At 61.6% G+C, this 20,923-nt stretch carries 17 protein-coding genes; 2 read left to right on the plus strand and 15 right to left on the minus strand.

Going from position 1 to position 20,923, the window contains the following annotated elements; genetic code table 11:
• Nucleotides 1-9: 9 nt before the first annotated feature.
• The 10 genes from HB680_RS13115 to HB680_RS13160 form a co-directional block, all read right to left on the minus strand.
• Nucleotides 10-582 carry a PPC domain-containing DNA-binding protein gene (locus HB680_RS13115; RefSeq protein ID WP_213939055.1) on the minus strand — a complete coding sequence of 191 codons (573 nt, stop codon included), beginning with the start codon at nt 580-582 and terminating at the stop codon, nt 10-12.
• Nucleotides 583-705: 123 nt separating this feature from the next.
• Entirely contained in the window at nt 706-2,283 is a 1,578-nt protein-coding gene (locus HB680_RS13120; protein WP_213939056.1) for an aldehyde dehydrogenase (NADP(+)), read from the minus strand.
• 33 nt (nt 2,284-2,316) lie between these two features.
• Nucleotides 2,317-3,261: an amidohydrolase family protein gene (locus tag HB680_RS13125; RefSeq protein WP_213939057.1), complete on the minus strand. Its 945-nt coding sequence runs from the start codon at nt 3,259-3,261 to the stop codon at nt 2,317-2,319.
• Nucleotides 3,254-4,213: an amidohydrolase family protein gene (locus tag HB680_RS13130; RefSeq protein WP_213939058.1), complete on the minus strand. Its 960-nt coding sequence runs from the start codon at nt 4,211-4,213 to the stop codon at nt 3,254-3,256. The genes HB680_RS13125 and HB680_RS13130 overlap by 8 nt, the downstream gene beginning before the upstream one ends.
• Nucleotides 4,214-4,229: 16 nt before the next feature.
• Entirely contained in the window at nt 4,230-4,688 is a 459-nt protein-coding gene (locus tag HB680_RS13135; protein WP_213939059.1) for a thioesterase family protein, read from the minus strand.
• A 28-nt stretch (nt 4,689-4,716) separates the two neighbouring features.
• Nucleotides 4,717-6,615 carry a TRAP transporter large permease subunit gene (locus tag HB680_RS13140; RefSeq protein ID WP_213939060.1) on the minus strand — a complete coding sequence of 633 codons (1,899 nt, stop codon included), beginning with the start codon at nt 6,613-6,615 and terminating at the stop codon, nt 4,717-4,719.
• 15 nt (nt 6,616-6,630) lie between these two features.
• Nucleotides 6,631-7,674: a TRAP transporter substrate-binding protein gene (locus HB680_RS13145; RefSeq protein ID WP_054615211.1), complete on the minus strand. Its 1,044-nt coding sequence runs from the start codon at nt 7,672-7,674 to the stop codon at nt 6,631-6,633.
• A gap of 166 nt (nt 7,675-7,840) precedes the next feature.
• The gene (locus HB680_RS13150; RefSeq protein ID WP_213939061.1) at nt 7,841-9,046 is read right to left on the minus strand and encodes a CoA transferase; all 1,206 of its coding nucleotides are present in this window, start codon (nt 9,044-9,046) and stop codon (nt 7,841-7,843) included.
• Nucleotide 9,047: 1 nt separating this feature from the next.
• Nucleotides 9,048-9,827 (minus strand): enoyl-CoA hydratase-related protein, encoded by a 780-nt coding sequence (locus tag HB680_RS13155; protein WP_213939062.1) that lies wholly within the window; start codon nt 9,825-9,827, stop codon nt 9,048-9,050.
• A gap of 81 nt (nt 9,828-9,908) precedes the next feature.
• The gene (locus HB680_RS13160; protein WP_213939063.1) at nt 9,909-11,048 is read right to left on the minus strand and encodes an iron-containing alcohol dehydrogenase; all 1,140 of its coding nucleotides are present in this window, start codon (nt 11,046-11,048) and stop codon (nt 9,909-9,911) included.
• Between the two features lie 175 nt (nt 11,049-11,223).
• On the opposite strand from HB680_RS13160, the gene HB680_RS13165 reads away from it, so the two are divergent.
• On the plus strand, nt 11,224-12,147 hold the full coding sequence (locus HB680_RS13165) for a LysR family transcriptional regulator (protein ID WP_213939064.1): 924 nt from the start codon (nt 11,224-11,226) through the stop codon (nt 12,145-12,147).
• 297 nt (nt 12,148-12,444) lie between these two features.
• Here the strand turns inward: HB680_RS13165 and HB680_RS13170 are convergent, their stop codons facing one another.
• The 5 genes from HB680_RS13170 to HB680_RS13190 form a co-directional block, all read right to left on the minus strand.
• The gene (locus tag HB680_RS13170; RefSeq protein WP_213939065.1) at nt 12,445-12,798 is read right to left on the minus strand and encodes a DUF2493 domain-containing protein; all 354 of its coding nucleotides are present in this window, start codon (nt 12,796-12,798) and stop codon (nt 12,445-12,447) included.
• The gene (locus tag HB680_RS13175; protein WP_213939066.1) at nt 12,786-14,435 is read right to left on the minus strand and encodes a Na/Pi cotransporter family protein; all 1,650 of its coding nucleotides are present in this window, start codon (nt 14,433-14,435) and stop codon (nt 12,786-12,788) included. The genes HB680_RS13170 and HB680_RS13175 overlap by 13 nt, the downstream gene beginning before the upstream one ends.
• A 145-nt stretch (nt 14,436-14,580) precedes the next feature.
• A complete protein-coding gene (gene mgtA / locus HB680_RS13180; RefSeq protein ID WP_213939067.1) occupies nt 14,581-17,301 on the minus strand; it encodes a magnesium-translocating P-type ATPase in 2,721 nt (906 codons plus the stop codon).
• A gap of 272 nt (nt 17,302-17,573) precedes the next feature.
• Nucleotides 17,574-17,870, minus strand: a complete 297-nt coding sequence (locus HB680_RS13185; protein ID WP_213939068.1) for a hypothetical protein — start codon at nt 17,868-17,870, stop codon at nt 17,574-17,576.
• 459 nt (nt 17,871-18,329) lie between these two features.
• The gene (locus HB680_RS13190) at nt 18,330-19,316 is read right to left on the minus strand and encodes a DJ-1/PfpI family protein (protein WP_213939069.1); all 987 of its coding nucleotides are present in this window, start codon (nt 19,314-19,316) and stop codon (nt 18,330-18,332) included.
• 148 nt (nt 19,317-19,464) lie between these two features.
• On the opposite strand from HB680_RS13190, the gene HB680_RS13195 reads away from it, so the two are divergent.
• Nucleotides 19,465-20,673, plus strand: a complete 1,209-nt coding sequence (locus HB680_RS13195; RefSeq protein ID WP_213939070.1) for an NAD(P)/FAD-dependent oxidoreductase — start codon at nt 19,465-19,467, stop codon at nt 20,671-20,673.
• Nucleotides 20,674-20,923: the final 250 nt, after the last annotated feature.

Below are 20,923 nucleotides of genomic sequence, written 5' to 3' on the forward strand. Positions count from 1 at the left end.
AAACTGGAGTCAGATACCCAGGACGTTGGCGCCAATGCACGGATCAATCCCGCGTTCGAGACGTCGCGGGTGCACGATCACAGTGATTTCCATCGAACCGGTGGTCACGTCGAAATCGAGGATGTGGCCGCCATAGGCTTGAAAGGTCGCGTCACCGGCGACGCCGTGCATATGGATCGAAGGCTGGTCGTTCTTCCAGGCCACGGAACCGGTAATGCTGGCCATCTCGACGTTGCTGAAGACTTTGGCGTCGAAGTCCTTTTTATCCTTGTTCCAGAAACCGAACTTCACGTTGCCAAAGCCGATACCGCTGATGGACGCACTCGGGATCTTTTCCGCGATGGCGAGTTTGGTCAGTTCCTTGAAGGCGTTGTCGCCCATGCGCAGGACCATGAGGTAACCGGTGGGGGTTTTGGTGTAGCGCGGTGTGGCTTCAGTTGCACATTGCATGGGCGCGGCCGTCGCGGTGGGGGCGGTTTCGGCAACCGCAAGTTGGGAAATGCTTGTGTTGATCAGCACGGCTGCGGTGAGCGCCAACATCAATTTGGACAAGCGCAGTGTCGGGTGAAGTTGAACTTTCATTGGTGTTCCTCTGTTGTTGTTTTTATGGCTACAGCGGTTTTTTGGGCGAGCGTGTCCGACGCCTGTTTTTCAACAGGCGCTGGAGTTGCTCTGGGTTGTTAGTGGTTACTTGATCTGAATGCCTTACAGCGCAGCGCGACTGCTGGCACCGTCAACCAGTCGGGCAATGCCCAGCGGGTTCGCATTTTTCAGTGCGTCCGGCAACAAAGCATCCGGGCAGTTCTGGTAGCACACCGGCCGCAGGAAACGATCGATCGCCAATGTCCCGACCGAAGTGCCGCGCGCATCCGACGTCGCCGGATACGGCCCGCCGTGCACCATGGCATCGCACACTTCCACGCCAGTGGGATAACCGTTGAACAGCACACGCCCGACTTTCTGTTCCAGCAGGGCCAGCACTTCGCTCAGGGTAGTGAGTTCCGAATCCTCGACAATCAGGGTCGCGGTCAACTGGCCGCGCAGACCGTGCAGCGCCTGAAGTAATTCAGCGTGATCGGCAACTTCCACCACGATGGTAGTCGGACCGAAGACTTCTTCCTGCAGCAACTCATCACCGTTAACCAGCAGGCTGACATCGGCCTTGAACAACTGCGGCCGCGCCTGATTGCCCTGTTGCGCGGCACCGGCCAAGTGCGTGATACCGGCGTGCGCATGAAGGTTGTCCAAACCGTGGCAATAGCTTTTCAACGCGCCGGTGTTGAGCATCGTCTGCGCGTTTTGCTCGCCCATCAGCGCGCTAAAACGTTCGAGGAAAGCACTGAACTCCGGCGAACGAATGCCCAGCACCAAACCGGGATTGGTGCAGAACTGGCCGGCGCCAAGGACCACGGACGCCGCCAGTTCAGTGGCGATTTTTTCACCCCGGGCCTTGAGCGCATCGGGCATCAGCAACACCGGGTTGATGCTGCTCATCTCGGCGAACACCGGAATCGGCTGCGGTCGTGCCGCCGCCATGTCGCACAAGGCTCGGCCACCGCGCAACGACCCGGTAAAGCCTACGGCCTGAATCGCCGGATGCTTGACCAACGCCTCGCCGACGCTGCCGTAAAGCAGGCTGAACACGCCCTCGGGCATACCGGTTTTGCGTGCGGCGCGGGTAATTGTGTCGGCAACGTAATCGGCGGTAGCCATGTGCCCGCTATGCGCCTTGAACACTACCGGGCAACCGGCGGCGAGGGCGGACGCGGTGTCACCGCCAGCGGTGGAAAAGGCCAGCGGAAAGTTGCTGGCACCGAACACCGCAACCGGACCGAGGCCGGTGCGGTACTGGCGCAAGTCCGGACGCGGCAACGGTTGCCGGTTCGGCAGTGCGCGGTCGATGCGCGCACCGTAGAAATCACCACGACGCAGCGCCGTGGCGAACAAGCGCATCTGGCCGCTGGTGCGCGCCCGTTCACCTTGAATGCGCCCGGCGGGCAGGGCGGTTTCCCGGCACACGAGGGCGATGAATACGTCATCCAGCGCGTCGAGTTCGGTGGCGATGGCCTCAAGGAACTCGGCACGCCGGGCAGCTGAAAGGTTACGGAAGTTCGGGTACGCCGTGGCGGCCGCTTCGGCGGCCGCATTCACTTCCTCCACGGTCGCCTGATGGAACCGATACGGCAGCGCTTCGCCGGTGCTGGCGTCGTGGCTTTGCACGGTGTTCGAACCTTGTGCCGAGCGAGTGCCGGCGATGTAGTTGTGGCCTGAAACTTCAAACATGGGAACTCCTTAAGGGCTGTTCAAAACAGGGGATCAAATGAGCCGATAAATGCGTCGGGCGTTATCGTGAAACAGGGCGAGCCGATCCGCACGTGAGCGATCCCGGACGATGGTTTTGAAACCGTCGAACACTTCGCTCAGGCTGTTCACCACGCCATCGACCGGATAGTTGCTGGCAAAGGCGCAGCGACTGACCCCGACAATCGAAATCGCGTCGTTCACCACCACGCGGTTGGCTTCGACGGGCCACACCTGGCCGGGGATGCAAATGCCGGAAATCTTCAGGGCGATGTTCGGCTCGCGGGCCAGCAGCGCCAGGTTGTCGCGCCAACCGGCCAAGCCTTCCGGCGAGCGATCCGCCGGCAGCGCGGTGTGATTGACCACGAGGGTGACGTCGGGAAAGTCCCTGGCCAGTTCGGCGGCTTCCGGCAGATGCCACCACGGCGCCTGCAACTCGAAGTGCAGGCCGTTTTCGGCCAATCGGGCATAGCCTTCGCGCCAACGGGGATCGCGCATGGAGCCCGGCGCCACGAAATCTTCGCGCCAGGCTTCACGGCTAGTGACCGTGGGTTTGTGGCGCACGCCGCGTACCAGCGGGTGATTGCCATACAGGCGCAAAAGCTCGGGTGCGTCTTCGCGATCCAGCCAGACCTGGCCGACCATGGCTGCCAAAGTGGGTTCGTTTTGCCCCAGCGCTTCGACAAACGTCACTTCGTCGGCCGGGGTTGCCGGGTCCCATTCACCCTCGATCACCACGGTTTGCACGACGCGATGGTGGCCGGTCAGCCGACGATAATCCTCGGGCAAAAAGGTGCGACAGATCGATGAGTAATCGCCATAGCGAAACGGGCGCAATGGCCGGTCGTTGAGCCACGGGTAGTAATGGGCCTCGATATCGAAATAGTGCTGATGGGCGTCGACGATGGGCAGGTCCGCGTCATCGCCGCTGGCCAGAAAGCGTGCGCGCCAGTCATCCATGCTGTGGCTCCAGACGATAAAAACGTTGGGCATTGCCGGCGAACACCGCTTCCTGCACGTTACGGCCCAATGGCGCGAGCATCGCCGCCATGCCATTGGCAATCGTGTCGTAGGACGCGCGCAGCCCTGCGACCGGGAAATTGCTGGCGAACATGCAACGCTCTGGGCCGAAGATCTCCAGCGCGGTCACCACCACTACCCGATTGTCGTCGTAGTTCCAGGGTGAATCCTTCAGGCCAAACTCCGACAGCTTGATATGCACGTTGGGCTGCAGCGCCAACGCTTCCAGGCCTGCGCGCCAGCGCGCCATGCCCAAGGGGCTGCGATCCCAGGCGAAACCGGTGTGGTTCAGGGCGATGCGGATCTGCGGAAACATCGCCGCCACTTCGGCGGCTTCCGCCAGATGCCACGGCGGCACGCGCAGATCCCATGACAGGTCGTGCTCAGCCAGCCGCGAGAAACCTTCCAGCCATTTCGGGTCCTGCATGGTGCCCTTGGCCCCGGCAACCGACTCCAGCGGCGAGGTCGAGGTCACCGGTTTGGAGCGGATCCCTTTGACCAGCGGACGCGCAGCCTGGGCCGCGAGAATCTCGGTGCTGTCTTCGCGATCAAACCAGGCGTGGGCGACGATGGCATTCGGGAAGCCGTAGCGCGCGTGCACCTGTTCCAGCCAGCGGGTTTCGGCGACTTGCTCATCGCGAGCCCGCTCGGCCTCGACGTGTACCGTGCCGATCAAACGTTGCTTTTCGGTCAGCGCGAGGAAGTGCTCCGGCAAAAAATCACGGCACAGGCTGTGATAGTCGCCGAGAAAAAACGCCTCGTGATACTCGTCCTGCAACCACGGATAACGACCCTGGCCGAGGTCCCACAAGTGATGGTGAGCATCGACAATCGGCAGCGCATCTTCAGCGGCAAGGTTCGGCAAGCCATTGCGTTCGTGCAGCGTGATCATGGGGGCGTCCCTTGGCTTAGCGCGAGGCGGCGAATTGGGAAGGGCTGAGCACGCCGTCTTCGACTTCTCCGGCGGCAGCGGCTTCAGCCTTGGCCAGGACACGGCTGCGCAATTTGGCGACGTTCACCACCACCCGGGTATGCGCGGCGGTGGCCACCAACTCGACGTCGTCGCGCACTTCGATGTTGAAGGTGACGCTGCGGCCCTCGATCCGCGTGACCGTGGCGACAACGCTCACCGACATGCCCAACAGCGTGGCCCCGACGTGACGGATATCGACCGCCGCACCGACCGTATTTTCGCCTTCATCGAGGAAGGTCAGCAGATAGTCGAGACAGGTCTGTTCGATGTCGTCGACCAGGCGCGGCGTGGCGTAGATGCGCAAGTCCTCGCCCAAAAACGAAATGGTGCGTTCCCGATCGACGAGCAGTTTGCGTTCGGTGGCGGTGCCTGGTTCCAGCGTAGAGAAATTCATAAGAGACCTCGGGATATCAAAGGATGAGTCAGGCGTTAGGCAGGAAACCGATGGAAATCCATGGCACGGCGATCAGCACGCCCAGGGCCACCACGAGCGCGCCGAGGTACGGCCAGACCCGGCGCATGGCGCCGCTGGGATCGACCTTGGCGATGGCGCACGCGGCGTAGAAACCCACGCCAAACGGTGGCGCGAACAAGCCCAGGCCCATGGCGAAGATCGCGACCATGGCGTAATGCACGTCGTTGATGCCCATCGTCTTGGCAATCGGAAACAGCAGCGGCCCGAACAGCACAATGGCGGGAATACCTTCGAGGAAACTGCCGAGAAGAATGAACGCCACCGCCGAGATGATCAGGAAACCCATGGCGCCGCCCGGCACCGTCGACATTACCAGCGCCAGTTGATGGGAGAAGCCCGACTGGGTCAGCGCCCAGGCCATGGCCGTTGCGCTGCCAATGATGATCAGAATCGCGCCGGACAACGACGCGGTGCTGACCAGGATCGGATAGAGCCGGCGCCAGTCAAAGCAGCGATAGCACAGCAACCCGACGATAAAGGTGTAGGCCACGCCAATGGCGGCGACTTCGGTGGCGGTGGCGACCCCTTCGACCACGGCGGTGCGGATCACGAAGGGCAGGGCCAGCGCCGGCAATGCCACCAGCAACGAGTGGCCGATTTCCTTGCCCGTGGCGCGTTTGCCGGTGGAGGCTTCGCCTTTGCGGTTTTTCCACCAGATCACCACCGCCATGGCGATTGCACCCACCACCGCCGGCATGAACCCTCCGGTGAACAGCGCCGAAATCGACACGCCGGTCACCGAACCGATGGTGATCAGCACCAGGCTCGGCGGAATGGTTTCCGACATCGCACCGGACGCATTGAGCATCGCCACCAGTTCGTTTTCATCCTCGCCGCGTTTCTTCATTTCCGGAAACAACGCCGGGGCGATGGCGGCCATGTCGGCCGCTTTCGAACCGGAAATCCCCGAGATCAGATAAATAGCGCCGATCAGCACATACGACAGACCGCCGCGCACATGACCGATCAACGAGCACAGGAAACGGATCATCGCCCGGGCCATGCCCATGGCTTCGATCAAGGCACCGAGGAACACAAACAGCGGAATGGCCAGCAGGATCAGGCTCGCCATGCCTTCGTCCATGCGCCCGACCACCAGGGTCAGCGGCGTGGCGGTCATGGTCGACAGATACGCCACGGTGGCCAGGCCGAACGCGACCATTATCGGTACGCCGATGACGATCATCGCCATCACGCCAATCATGAAGAATACGATCAGGTTCCAGTTGCCGATCAGTAACAGCGGGCCTTCCGCCACCCACAACAGCGCCGCCAGGGAGCCCAGCATCGCCACCGACACCGAGAAGTCGATCAGCCGCGCGCTGACCAGCAGGCGGGCGACACAGGTCATCAACATCAGGCTCAGGCCGACGGCGATGGCGGACACGCGAAACGCGTTGGGGATTTCGAGCGCGGCGGTGGTGATGATCCACTCGTCGCTGACGTACTCCCAGGCCGGGGTGAACAACAGCCCGATAAACGCGATGACGATCACCGCGCCCAAGGTGTCGATAAAGGCGCGTTTCTCAAGCGGCAAGCGCCCAATAAACGAGGTGAGGCGCATGTGCTCGCCGCGCCGCATCGCCACCACCGAGCCGAGCATCGCCAGCCACAGAAACAGCAGCGAGGCCAGTTCGTCACCCCAGACAATCGGCTGGTTGAGCACGTAGCGCGAGAACACGTTGCAGAACAGCAGGCTGACTTCGACCACCACCAGCAACGCCGCGCTGCCTTCGGTCAGCCAGCGCAACCCGGTGTCGAGGGCGCGACCGAGACGAAAAGTGGTTTGGCGCGGGCTGAGTCCATCAGCGGGAGCAACGTCCGTCATTGGTATTTGGTTTTTCATGACCTGGTCTCCGGCTTAGGACAATTGACCCGCGTACTGCTCGAGCAAGCTCCAGGCTTCCGGGCCGTACTTGTCTTTCCATTGGGTGTAGAAGCCTTTCGATTGCAGGTCGGCGCGGAACAGTGAGCGGTCGACTTTGTTGAACGTAATGCCGTGGGCGGTCAGGGACGGCTCCAGGCTGGTGTTGAGGTCGATGACTTGTTGACGCTGAACGAGTGCCGCGGCGTTGATCTGGCGCGAGACGATTTCCTGAATATCGGCGGGCAGTTTGGGAAAGGTCTTGCCCGAAGCGACGATCCAGAAACCGCCCCAGATGTGGTCGGTCATGGAGCAGTATTTCTGCACTTCATAGAAGCGTGCGGATTCGACCACCACCAACGGGTTTTCCTGGCCGTCGACGACTTTGGTCTGCAACGCCGAATAGGTTTCGTTGATGCTGATGCCGGTCGGAGAGGCGCCGAGGGCGCTGAACATCGAGGTCCACAACGGGCTGACCAGCACGCGCAGTTTGAAGCCGGCGAGGTCTTGCGGCGTGTTGATCGGCCGCGTCGAGCTGGTGATCTGGCGGAAGCCGTTGTTCCAGACTTTTTCCATCGGGATCAGGCCGACCTTCTCGGTCTTGGCGCGCACGTACTCGCCGAGCTTGCCGTCCAGCGCGGCCCAGACACTCTCGTAGTCCTTGAACGCGAACGGCATGCTTTCAATCGACATGGCCGGCACCAGGGTGGAAAGAATCGCGCCCGGCAAGGGAATGAAATCGATGGCCCCGGCGCGCACCTGGGACAGCATGTCCGTGTCGCCACCCATGGCGCCGTTGGCGTACACCTGCAGGTCCACGGCACCGTTGGTTTCAGCCTTGATCGCTTCGGACGCCGCCTTCATCTGTTTGTTCAGCGGATGGGTGTCGGGCAGGCTGCTGGTGTAGCGCAACACAATCGGTTTGGTCGCGGCGAAGACGCTGGACGGCAGCAGGTTGGCGGCGAAGGCGCCACCCACGGTGACGCCGGCCGATACCAGGAATGATCGGCGGCTGACAGTCTCGGTCAAGATACGGCTCATGATGTTCACCTTATTGTTTTTGTAGTTGTTCAAAAAACTGCGGATCGGTTAAGCGCCACTACCCCTTGTGGGAGCGAGCTTGCTCGCGATGGCGGCGTATAAGTCAATACTTATGTCGCCTGACACGGCCTCATCGCGAGCAAGCTCGCTCCCACAGGGTTGTGGGTTATGCCAATGCCACCACGGCTTTGCTTTTAATCAGCTCGTCGATTTCATCGTCCGCATACCCGCTTTCCTTCAGCACTTCGCGAGTGTGTTCGCCGAGCAGCGGCGCATGGCGGCTGGCCGGCGCTGCGCCGTTGTCCATGTCGGAGAAGTGAATCGGCAGACCCATGCCGCGCACTTTGCCCTCGGTAGGGTGTTCGGTTTCGACCACCATGCCGCGTGCGATGGTTTGCGGATGGGCCAGCGCCGCGGCGATGTCCAGGACTGGCCCGGCAGGCAGGCCGAGGCTGTCGAACAACACCATCCATTCATCCGTGGTGCGCGCGACCAGCACTTCGTTGAGGATGTCCACCAGCGCCAGGCGATGCTCCATGCGCAAAGCGTTGCTGGCGAAACGTGGATCGGCTTTCAGTTGCGGCACGGCCAGGGCTTCGACCAAGCGTTCGTAGTTGGCCTGGTTGGCGGCGCCGATGTTGATCCAGCCATCGGCGGTGCGGAACACCTGGTACGGCGCGCTGGTGGAGTTGGCCGAACCCATTTTCGGCAGGATGGTGCCGTCGGCGAAGTAGGCCGCTGCTGGCCAATACATCTGTTGCAGGCCGGCCTCGAACAGCGAGGTGTCGACCATTTGCCCGAGGCCGGTTTTCTGTTTGGCAGCGTAAGCGGCGCAGATGCCGAGGGCGGCGAGAATGCCGGAGTTGATGTCGGCCACTGGCGAGCCAGCCTTGACCGGCTCACGCCCGGCTTCACCGGTCATGCTCATCATGCCGCTCATGCCTTGGGCGATCAGGTCGAAGCCACCTTTTTCACCGAACGGCCCGCTGCGCCCGTAGCCGGAGATCGCGCAGTAAATCAGCCCTGGGTTGATCTCCTTCAGCGCTTCATAGCCCAGGCCGAATTTCTCCATGGTGCCGGCCCGGTAGTTTTCCGTGACCACATCCGCATCCAGCAACAGCCGACGCAGCACATCGCGGCCGCCGTCGGTTTTCAGGTTCAGGCCAATACCGCGCTTGTTGCGGTTGACCACCATGAACGAGGCGGATTCACCGCTTTCCATGATCGGCGAGAAGCGGCGCGAATCATCACCGTCCGGGACTTTCTCGACCTTCACCACGTCCGCGCCCATGTCGGCGAGCATCATTCCGCACACCGGTCCGGACATGATGTGAGCCAGTTCTACAACGCGCATGCCTGTCAGCGGTCCCATGTTATTTGCCCTCGAATTGTGGTTTGGCTTTGGCGATGAACGCGTTCAGGCCGATCTGGAAATCGTCGGTGTCGTAGCAGGAATAACTCGCGTCGATCTGCTCGGCGGTGGGGGCTACGCCCGCTTCAAGTTGCCGCGCAGCCTGACGATGCCAGCGGGCGACCAGCGGCGCGCCTTGGGTGATGCGTTTGGCGGTGGCGAGGGTTTCGGACTCGACCTCGGCATCCGGCACAATCCGGGTCACGAGGTTTTTCACGTAGGCGTCGTTGGCGTCGAGAATGCGACCTTCCAGCAGAATCTCCAGGGTCGTCGAACGTCCGGCCAGCGCCACCAGACCGGCCATCTCGTCATAGGACATGACCAGCCCGAGCTTGCCGACCGGCGCGCCGAAACGGCTGGAGGTGCCGCAGATGCGCAGGTCGCACAACGCGGCGATTTCCAGGCCTCCGCCGACGCACACGCCGTGGATCATGGCGATCACCGGGTGCGGGCATTCCACCACGGCGCGCATCGCCGCCGAGGTGATTTCGGCGTAGTGCCGGGCCTGGGCCTGATTGGCGCGCACGCTCGGGAATTCGCTGACATCCGCGCCGGCGGCAAACGCCTGTTCTCCAGCGCCGCGCAATACTACGCAGCGCACGGAGGTGTCAGCGGACAGTTCGGTCATGACATCACCCAGGTCCTGCCACATGGACAGGGTCAGGGCATTCATTTTCCCTGGGTGGCTGAGGGTGACGATGGCAATGGACGCTTGCCGTTCGATAAGGACGGTGGGCTTCATGATTGTTCCGCTGGCGTCGATGCTCGGGGGAGTTCGACGCCGCGGTTGCCTCCTGATTTATTGTTGTTGGATAGCGGCTGCTTACAGCGATTGTTCGAGCATCGACCGGTAGTCCGCAGAAGAGGCTTCGCGGGGGTTGGTCTTGTGGCTGTGATCGTGCAGGGCTCCTTCGATGATCCCGGCAAACAGGCTCTCATCGACCCCGATCTCGCTCAGGCGGGTCGGCAGGCCGAGGCGGCGGGTCATGTCCTCGATGGCGACGCCGATATCGGCACCGGCCTCAAGGCCCATGGCGTGGCGCAGTCGTTCGAGTTTGCGCTCGTCACGCACGGTCGGGGCGTTGGCATTGAAGTCGACGACGGCCGGCAGAAAGATCGCGTTCAACGTGCCGTGGTGCAGCTTCGGATTGATCCCGCCCAAGGCGTGGGACAGGCTGTGCACGCAGCCCAGGCCTTTCTGGAACGCGAGGGCGCCTTGCATCGACGCGCTCATCATGTTCATCCGCGCTTCGCGGTCACCGGGCTCGGTGGTGGCGCGCTCGATGTGTTCCCAGGCACGCCACAGGCCATCAAGGGCAATGCCATCGGCGGCGGGGTTGAAGGCCGGCGCCATGAAGGTTTCGATGCAGTGCGCGATGGCGTCCATGCCGGTGGCGGCGGTGAGCATCGGTGGCAGGCCCAAGGTCAGTTCCGGGTCGCAGATGGCCACGCGCGGCACCACAAAAGGTGAGATGACGCCGACTTTGCGGCCGTCGTCGAGAATCAGGATGGCGCCGCGCCCGACTTCGCTGCCGGTGCCGGCGGTGGTCGGAATCGCGATCAACGGCGCGGTTGCCGAGGTGATGCGATCCAGCCCGCCTTCGATCACCGCAAAGCTTTGCAGCGGGCCGTCGTGGGTCGCGCAGACCGCGACGCCTTTGGCCAGATCGATGGAAGAACCGCCGCCGACCGCAATGATGCCGTTGCACTCGCCGAAGCGGTATTGCGCGACGGCTTCGCGCACGGCGTGTTCGTTGGGATTGGGTGGGGTGGCGTCGAAAATCGTCGGCGTGAGGCTACCACCGAGGGCGGCGATGACTTTGTCGACGATGCCGGCATTGCGCACGCCAATGTCCGTGACGATCAGTGGCCGGGTGATGCCGGCGCGCTCGGCCTCGGCGGCCAGATGCTCCAGGCTGTCGTAGCCGAACTGGATCTTGGTGACGTAATTGATGAGGGACATGATTCACCACAAGTTATACAGGATTGTTATTGTTGCAATCGGTCCGGGGCAGGAGGGCTAGTGCTCTCTGGTCAAACCCATTGCATTGCCTGGTTGTGGGGTGGACTATAGGGCCGTCCTGGCGTGCCTCGATACTGACAACTTTCGATACCTCTATAACTTTTAGTTAACCCTGATGACGCCCTCACTCAACTCAATCATGTCCCGCCTGCACATCAAGCAACTGCGCTTGTTGATCGCCCTGGATGAGCACGGCTCCTTGCTGGGCGCGGCCAAACAGGTCGCGCTGACCCAACCCGGCGCCAGCAAAGCCCTGCAGGAAATTGAAACCACCTTCGGCACCTCGCTGTTCACCCGCACTAACCGTGGGCTTGAGCCGAACGACGCCGGGCGCTCGGTGATTCGCTACGCCCGGTTGATCCAGACCGACCTCGCGCACCTGCGCGAAGAGATCATCGGCATCATGAGCGGCGAGGGCGGGCGCGTGTCGGTCGGCACCATCATGGGCGCCGTACCGCTGCTGACCACCGCGATCAGCCGGGTGATTGCCGACAACCCCAAGCTGTCCATCGAGATCGTCGAAGACACCAGCGCCGCGTTGCTCAGCCAACTCGACGCCGGTCGCCTGGACCTCGCGATCTGCCGTACCACCATCAGCACCACCCCCTACTTATATGAGAGCTCGACGTTTGTCGAAGAAACCCTGGCGGTGATCGCCAGCACCCAACATCCGTTCGCCTACGCCCGGCAACTCTCGCTCAAGGACCTGGTGGATTACCGCTGGGTCGTCTATCGCGCCAACATGCCCATGCGTTTGCTGCTGGAGCGCGAGTTTCACGAGGCCGACCTGCGCTTTCCGGTGCACCTGCTGGAAACCACCTCGGCCTTCGCCACGTTGTCGTTGCTCCAGGAAAACCCGACCCTCGTCGCGCTGGTGTCCACCGACGTGGCCAAGTTCTGCTCCGGCTACGGCTTTACCACCACGCTGCCGCTGCCCATCACTTCGCGCAGCGAACCCTATGAACTGGTGTCGCGCAAAAACGTGCCCGACTCGCCAGCCGCCCGGCTATTACGCGAGGCGTTGCTGAACCCGAGGTGAGGCTGTCGGAATACTGACTGGCTTTGGAATCGCGCATTCGTGCAATTGCGGCAAATGTGATTTGAGCCAGGCGCAATGTGGGAGTGTCAGGCAGCAATGATGGTGAATGTGATGGCCGCTTCGCGAGCAAGCCCGCTCCCACATTGGATCTTTGGTGGATGCGAATTTGTGATCAACCTTGATCCCCTGTAGGAGCGAGGCTTGCCCGCGAAGAGGCCGGCCCATTCAGCATTGAAGTTGACTGACCCGCCGCCTTCGCGAGCAGGCTCGCTCCCACAGGAGTTGTGTCCTCATCCATCAATCGCGATCCGCCACGGATAGGGTTTGCAACCCCGCCGCCCGGGCCTGGGTCACCAGTTCTTCGGTGTCTTCGCCGCCGGGCAGGGCGATGATCACGTCGGGGCGGCTGTCGTGCAGCATGAAGTGGTTGCGCAGGCGTTCGGCCAATTTGCCGTGGCGTTGCCAGTTGGGCGGGTAGCGCACGATGTCGGCACCGTGCTCCCGGGCCCATTCCTCGATGTCGGCGCCCAGGTATTGATTGCCGCCATGGATCAGCACTTGCACCGGGTGCAGGCGCTGGAACGCGTCGAGCACCCGGCGGCACTGTCGGCAGTCAGTGTAATGGCGGCCGGCACAGATCAGGACGCGCATGACGAGGTTTCCTTGACCTGATCATCGCCCAGCGACTCACCGGCCCGTTCCAGCAGCGGATAGGCGAGGGCGGCGATGTGGTGGTGCACCCGCCGGTAATCGCGCAGCACGCGCTGGAAAATGTCACCGGATTCGGCCCAGGTACTTTTGTCCTCCTGCAGCTTACGGAAGTGCGCGCGGCTGGCTGCGGCTTCCAGCCTTCTCACGGTTTCCTTGCGCTGGACCAGTTGATGCGCGGTGCCGATGTCTTCGCGCAGGAACACGGTGATTGCCAGGCTCAGGCTTTCCCGCAGCGCCTCATGCAGCGGCGCGATGTTGCGCAGTTCGAACACCGAGAAGTGTTCGCCGCGTCGTAAACGACGCATGGCCAGTTGCGTGAGGCTGCTGGACAGAATGTCCGCCGCGTGTTCCAGGTTGATCACGAACGTGAGAATTTCCTGGGCGCGATCGGCATCGCTGTCGCTGATGCCTTCCTGGCCGATGTCCGCCAGATACGCACGAATCGCCGCACTGAGGACGTCCAGGGATTGATCGATGCGCCGCACCTCTTCGGCACACATCGGCGCCGAGGTATGGAACAGTTGCAGCGTGCGCTCCAGCATGGCCGAGAGCATATCGGCGATGCGCAGCGTTTCCCGGGCGGCATTGGACAGGCCGATGTTGGCCACCTCCAGACCCGCCTCGTCGAGGTAGCGCGGCATGCCCGGATCGACATCCCGTGGCGGCTCCGGCAACAGGCGAGTCAGCAAGCTGGCCAGCGGCTGAGTGACACCGATAAACACTAGCGCCAGTAGCAGGTTGAAACCGGTGTGCAGATAAACCACCAACGTTGCTGGATCAAGCTTCAACGCAGCAAACCACCCGGCCAACGGCAATACCACAGCCGCGCCTAGCGTGCGTACGAGCAGATTGCCAAGAGGCAGGCGCCGGCCAACGTTGGAGCCGGCATTGATCACCGACGGCAACGCACCGCCAATGTTCACTCCAAGCACCAGCGCGACAATAATGGTCGCCGAGAGCAGGCCGGTGGCGGCCAGGGATACGATCAGCAGCACCACCGCCACGCTGGAATGGCACAGCCAGGTGAGGACCAGCGCCACCAGCAGCGCAATCAGCAGTTCGCCGTCGAGGCTTTGCATGATCAGTTGGAACACCGGCGTGCCTTCCACCTCCGCCAGGGTCGAACCGAGCAGGTGCAGGGCCATCAACATCAAGCCCAGGCCGATCAGCGCACAGCCGATGCTTTCGAAACGCGAGTCATCCCTCGACCGGAAAACGATCAGCCCGGTCAGCAGCACCAGCGGCGTCAGGATCGAAATATCAGCGCTGAGCAGTTGCACCACCAACGTCGAACCGATATTGGCGCCGAGCATCACCGCCAGCGCCGGGGCCAGGCCCAAAGTGCCAGCGGCGGTGAACGAGGTGGCCATCAGGCTGACGGCGGTGCTGCTTTGCAGGATGCCGGTGATGCCGATGCCAGCGAGCAGGGCCAGCCAGCGGTTATTCAGGTGCTGGCCCATCCAGCGGCGCAATTGCGTGCCGAAGCCGCGCAACAGCGCCGAAGAAATCATGTGCGTGCCCCACAGCAACAGTGCAATGGCGCCGGCGAGGTTGATCAGTAGAGTCGTTCCCGACATGAGAACTCTCCTTTTTTAAGCGTGACATTTAACTGTGGGAGCGGGCTTGCTCGCGAATGCGGTGTGTCAGTTCACGCAGATGTTGACTGACACGACGCCTTCGCGAGCAAGCCCGCTCCCACAGGGGACGATGGTGTTCAGGCGATCAGAACCACTGCTTGAACCGGCGGATGTAGATCGTTTTCATGGTCTGCGCCACCACGCAGTAGCTGAGCAAGGTGCCCACCAGCCAAGGGAAGTATTCCCATGGCAACGGCACCAGCCCGACCATTGTTCCCAGCGGCGAAAACGGGATGTAGATGCCCAGGCCGATCACCACCCCGGTCGCCAGAATCACCGGCAACGCCGCGGTGCTCTGGAAAAACGGGATCTTCTGGGTGCGCAACATGTGCACCACCAGCGTCTGGGACAGCAGCCCTTCGATAAACCAGCCGGACTGGAACAGGCTCTGCATGTCTACGCTGTTGGCGGCGAACACGTACCACATCAGGGCAAACGTGGTGATGTCGAAGATCGACGAGGTCGGCCCGATCCACAGCATGAAACGGCCGATGTTCTTCGCATCCCACTTGCGCGGTTTGCGCAGGAACTCCTTGTCCATCTTGTCCCACGGCAACGCCAACTGAGAGACGTCGTACATCAGGTTTTGCAGCAGCAGGTGGATCGACAGCATCGGCAGGAACGGAATGAACGCACTGGCCACCAGCACCGAGAACACGTTGCCGAAGTTGGAACTGGCGGTCATGTTCAGGTACTTCATGATATTGCCGAAGGTTTCCCGGCCCTTGAGCACGCCTTCTTCGAGCACCATCAGGCTCTTTTCCAGGAGGATGATGTCCGCCGATTCCTTGGCGATGTCCGTGCCGCTGTCCACTGAAATCCCGACGTCAGCGTCGCGCAGCGCCGGCGCATCGTTGATGCCGTCGCCAAGGAAACCCACGGTGTGACCGTTGGCTTGCAGGGCCTTGAGCACTCGGGATTTCTGCAGCGGCGTCAACTTGGCAAACACCGTGCGTTCTTCGACCCGCAGCTTGAGGGTGGTGTCGTCCAGGTGCTCGATGTCCTGGCCGAGCAGCGGCGTGCCTGGGTCGAGCCCGACTTCGCGGCAGATCTTGCAGGTGACCACGGCGTTGTCGCCGGTCAGCACCTTGACCGTCACGCCCATGTCCCGCAGTGCGGCGATGGCCGGGCCGGCGGTTTCCTTCGGTGGATCGAGGAAGGTCAGGAAGCCACGAATCACCAGGTCGCGCTCATCGGCGGTGTGGTACTGGTTTTTGCTCTGGGCTTTCGGGATGTCGCGGGTGGCGACCAACAGCACGCGAAAACCGTCCTCGTTGTACTCGTTGGCCAGAGCCAGCAAGTCTTTGCGCCGCTGTGCATCCAGCGCGATCACCTGGCCGTTTTCATTAATGTGGCTGGCGATAGAGAGCATTTCCTCGACCGCGCCTTTGCACACCATCAGGTGATCGTCGCGGCTGTCCTTGACGATGATCGACAGACGCCGGCGCACGAAATCGAACGGCAATTCGTCGACCTTGCTGTACGCGAAAGGTACGCGGAATGCTGGATTGGCATTGGCGAACTGCACCACCGCCTGATCCATCAGGTTTTTCAGACCGCTCTGATGGTGGCTGTTGAGCCACGCCAGTTCCAGGATCGAATCGTCGCGCCGGCCGTGGCTGTCGACGTGGTGTTCAAGGATGATTTTGTCCTGGGTCAGGGTGCCGGTCTTGTCGGTGCACAGCACGTCCATCGAACCGAAGTTCTGGATCGCGTTGAGGCGCTTGACCACCACTTTGCGCTTGGCCATGGCCATCGCGCCTTTGGCCAGGTTGGCGCTGACGATCATCGGCAGCATTTCCGGGGTCAAACCGACGGCCACCGCCAACGCAAACAGAAACGCATCGCCCCAGTCACCCTTGGAGAAACCGTTGAGCAGGAACACGATCGGCACCATCACCAGCATGAAGCGGATCAGCAACCAACTGACGCTGTTCACCCCACGGTCGAACGCGGTTTGCACCCGGGAGCCGACGATGGCTTTGGCCAGGGAACCGAAGTAAGTCCGCGCCCCGGTAGCGACCACCACGGCTTTGGCGGTGCCGCTGACCACGTTGGTGCCCATGAAGCAGATGTTCGGCAGGTCCAGCAGGTTCGATTGATCAGGCGCCGCGCTGATGGCGGATTTCTGCGCGACGTTGCCGAGGGTGTCGTACTTTTCGACCGGCAACGCTTCGCCGGTCAGCACCGCCTGGCTGATAAACAGGTCGCGGGATTCGATCAGGCGGATGTCCGCCGGGATCATGTCGCCTGCGCTCAGTTGCACGATGTCGCCGGCCACCAGATCGCGCATCGGCACTTCCCGCAGCAGCGGTTTGCCGTCCTGATGCTCGCGACGCAGCACGGTGGCGGTGGTGCGCACCATGGCTTTCAGGGCTTCGGCGGACTTGGACGAGCGGTATTCCTGCCAGAACCGCAGCAGGCTGCTCAGGCTGACCATGGTCATGATAATGATGACTTTGGTCAGGTCGGCGTCATCCGCTTCACCGTTGCTGATCGGTAGCCAGTAATCGGTGAAGAAACTGATGCCGGCCAGGGTCAGCAACACATAGATGAAGGGATTGTTCAGGGCTTTGAGCAGTTGGACCAGGGCGTGAGGCGGCTTGTCGTGGGCCACTTCGTTGTGACCATTGCGCGCCAGGCGGCCTTGGGCTTCGAGATCGGTCAGGCCATCAGTGGTGGCGTTGAGGTTGGTCAGCGTCACGGCCAGGCCGTTTTGCGCTTCCCGGGCGGCGCGCATCGACAGTTTGGCGTTGTCGGTGCTGGCGCCGCGAGTGGCTTTTTTTGCGGTGTTTACAAGGGTCATTGCTGTGCTCCTGCCGCAGGCTTGCGGCACGACACACAGGCACCTCAGCTAATTAAAGACGAGCGCGCGTATGTCGAGCCGCAAAAAAGCGATCGATTCTGATAGTTGCGTTTCAGGGTTTAACGTTCGCTGGCCCGCAACTGAAAAATTGTGGGCAGCGAACCGTCTACTGGCTTCGTCCATAACTAATTCACTATTTAACAGGCAATAAGAAGTTATCGAATTCCAACTAAGGAAAACGGGAAGGGAAGGACTTTGAAAGTGCCTTCAGTTCAATTGAAAGTGCGCGCCCCGAGGAACAGGCCGAGCATCAGGCTCGCCTGTCGGAACAGACGCGCGATGCGCCGACTCGGTGGTTCCTGGCTGTCGTCGACGCTCCAGCGTTGCTGAAGCTGACCCGTCATCGGGCAGACGCGCCAGTTGGCACGCAGGTGTGCCTTGGCAGGGGAGGATGGGCTGGAAAACGGCGCGCGGCCCGCCGCCGTGGCGAGGCGCTCACGGCAGAGCTTGACCCGCATGGTCGAGGCAAAGGCGCGTACGCCGGGCATTACAGTGGATTTGAAGTTCATAACATACCTCTGGACCGGACTGACGCCGGCGAGGCAAGTTACGGTGGAGCATCAAGCTCTAGCGCAGCTCACCCGACCGCAAAGTCGAGTCCCGTCATGTTCTGGGTTATGTGCCAGATCCTGCGAATTCGCAGTTACCCGACAGCGACTAGATACTGTGTCCATTGGATTCTTTTGTGAGTTGAAAAAAGGCCTGTGAAACCGGCCCGCGCAATTTACTCAGGCAGGTGGGGCAAGTCAACCGTAAATGTTCGATTAATGCGCTATTGAATGGATAAACTTCGAATCCGATTATTGAAGTTAGAACTTGTTCAGGTAAATGACAGTTAATGATGGTCCCCTGTAGGAGCTGCCGAAGGCTGCGATCTTTTGATCTTGATCGTCGGCGGCTGATGGAATGCGAAGATCAAAGGATCGCAGCCTTCGGCAGCTCCTACGCCGATCGCGGATAACCGTGATTCAACGAGAAAACCGATTCCGATAATCCCTCGGCGAAATCCCCAGATTGCGCTGAAAGGTAAAGCGCATCCGTTCTTCATCGCCAAACCCGCATTGCCGGGCGATCTGGTCGATGTTGCGTTCGGAGTCTTCCAGCAGGCGCCGGGCCGCTTCCAGCCTCAGCACCTCCACGGCTTTGGCCGGGGTGCGGCGGGTCTTGAGTTTGTAGACCCGGGCAAAGTTGCGCGGGCTCATTTGCACCTGTTCGGCCAGCACCTCGACCGTGAGGTTTTCGCGACTCAGGTTCTGCGCGATCCACAGGTGCAAGTCGTCGAAGGCGGCGCCGTCCTGAGTCTGCGCCTGCAGCATCTGGCTGTACTGGGCCTGGCCGCCGGGGCGCTTGAGAAACACCACCAATTCCCGAGCCACTTGCAGTGCCACGTCGCGGCCGCAATCGGCTTCCACCAACGCCAGCGCCAGGTCGATCCCTGCACTGACTCCCGCCGACGTCCACACGTTGCCTTGCTGGACGAAGATCGCGTCGCTGTCGACTTCAATCGACGGAAAGCCGTCCTTGAGCATGTCGCACATCGCCCAATGAGTCGCCGCGCGCCGGCCTTCGAGCAACCCGGCCTGGGCCAGCAGAAACGTGCCGCTGCACACCGAGGCGGTGCGCTTGGCTTTGGCCGACGCCGCCGCCAGCCAGGCGACCAGCTCCAGGGAATCGTGCATTGCCTGACGAATATTCGGCGCACCGGGAACGATCAGGGTGTCGATGCTGTGTTCGGCGAAATCGCTCAGGGGTAAGGTCTCGACCACCAGCCCTTCGGCGGTCTGGATCAGGCCACCGGTCAGGCTCGCGGTGTGGCGCTCGTACCCCGGCAAACCGCGTTCGGCCATGGCTTTGGAGGCAGCCCAGAACACGGTTTGCGCCCCGGTCAAATCCAGCAGGCCCATGTCGGGGTAGGCGACGAATACGATCGAGCGCGGTTGGGCAATGTCATTCATGGAGAGCTTCCACAACGCCGGGTAAAAAACGGCAGGATTTCAGGGTTTTATGTCATTTCGGGCGCCAGCGTTCAACCCTACCATCGATTTCGAAACGGCAGACAGTCGCTCGCTGTCTGCCTCCATCACGAGAACGAAGGTAACCATCATGTCCCGGAAAATATTGATCGTCGGCGCCGGTTTCGCCGGTGTCTGGAGCGCCTTGGGCGCGGCCCGTGTGCTGGACCTCAACGGCAAGACTGACGATGTGGAAATTACCCTGATTTCCCCCAAGCCGGAAATCGTCATTCGTCCGCGCCTGCATGAACACGCGCCTCACGAGATGAGCTCACCATTGTTGCCGTTGCTGGAAGCGGCGGGGGTCAAGTTCATCGAAGCGCAGGTGGAGCGCATCGACACCTCCAGCGAGCGGGTGGTGCATGCGCTGACCTCTGATGGCCGACATATCAGCGTGCCCTATGATCGGCTAGTCTTGACCAGCGGCAGCAAGCTCAACCGTCCGCCGGTGCCGGGCCTGGTGGAAAATGCATTTGCCGTGGATCAGTTATCCGATGCGGTAAAGCTGGATCGTCATCTGACAGAGTTGAGCGACCTGCCGGATTCGCCGGCCCGCAACACCATCGTGGTCGTCGGCGGTGGTTTCACTGGCCTGGAAATCGCCACTGAACTGCCTGAGCGTCTGCGCAACCTACATGGTCCTGATGCCCGGTTCAAAATCATCGTGATCGAGCGCAACGAAGAGATCGGCCCGGATCTGGGCCCGAAACCACGGCCGATGATTACCGAAGCGCTGGCGTCGATGGGCATTGAATTCCAGGTCGGTTCCGGTGTGGTGGCGATCGATGAAAACGGTGTGCTCACCGCTGCGGGCAAACGCATCGAAGCCAAGACTGTGATCTGGACGGGCGGCATGATTGCGAGTGGCTTGACCTCGCAAATCTCTACCCGACTGGATCGCCAGGGTCGCGTCGAAGTCACCGGCGACTTGCGTGTGGTCGGCACCGATCACGTTTTCGCGGCGGGCGATGTGGCCATGGCCCTGACCGATGACGAAGGCCATTACTCGCTGATGTCCTGCCAGCATGCGATCTTCATGGGCCGCTTCGCCGGGCATAACGTCGCCGCCGATCTGGTGGGCGTGCCGACCCTGGAATACCGCCAGCCGTTCTACGCCACCTGCCTGGACCTGGGCGAGTGGGGCGCGGTGTACACCGAAGGTTGGGATCGCCAGGTGCTGCTCACCCACGACGAAGGCAAGGCCCGCAAGCGCATGATCAACACCCAGTGGATCTACCCGCCGGCGGCCAATCGGGTTGCTGCGCTGGAGGCGGGTAACCCGGAAGTGTCCTACGGCTGATGTAACGCCGCTGATCAATGTGGGAGCGGGCTTGCTCGCGAAGGGGTCGTGTCAGTCGACATTAATGTGTCTGACACACCGCCTTCGCGAGCAAGCCCGCTCCCACATTGGATCTCTGGTGGACGCAGCACTGATGGTCAACCTCAATCCCTGTGGGAGCGAGCCTGCTCGCGAAGAGGCCATCACATTCAACATCATTGCTGTCTGACACACCGCTTTCGCGAGCAGGCTCGCTCCCACATTGGTTCTG

The organism is Pseudomonas sp. dw_612 (assembly GCF_018449725.1).
Lineage (GTDB): Bacteria > Pseudomonadota > Gammaproteobacteria > Pseudomonadales > Pseudomonadaceae > Aquipseudomonas.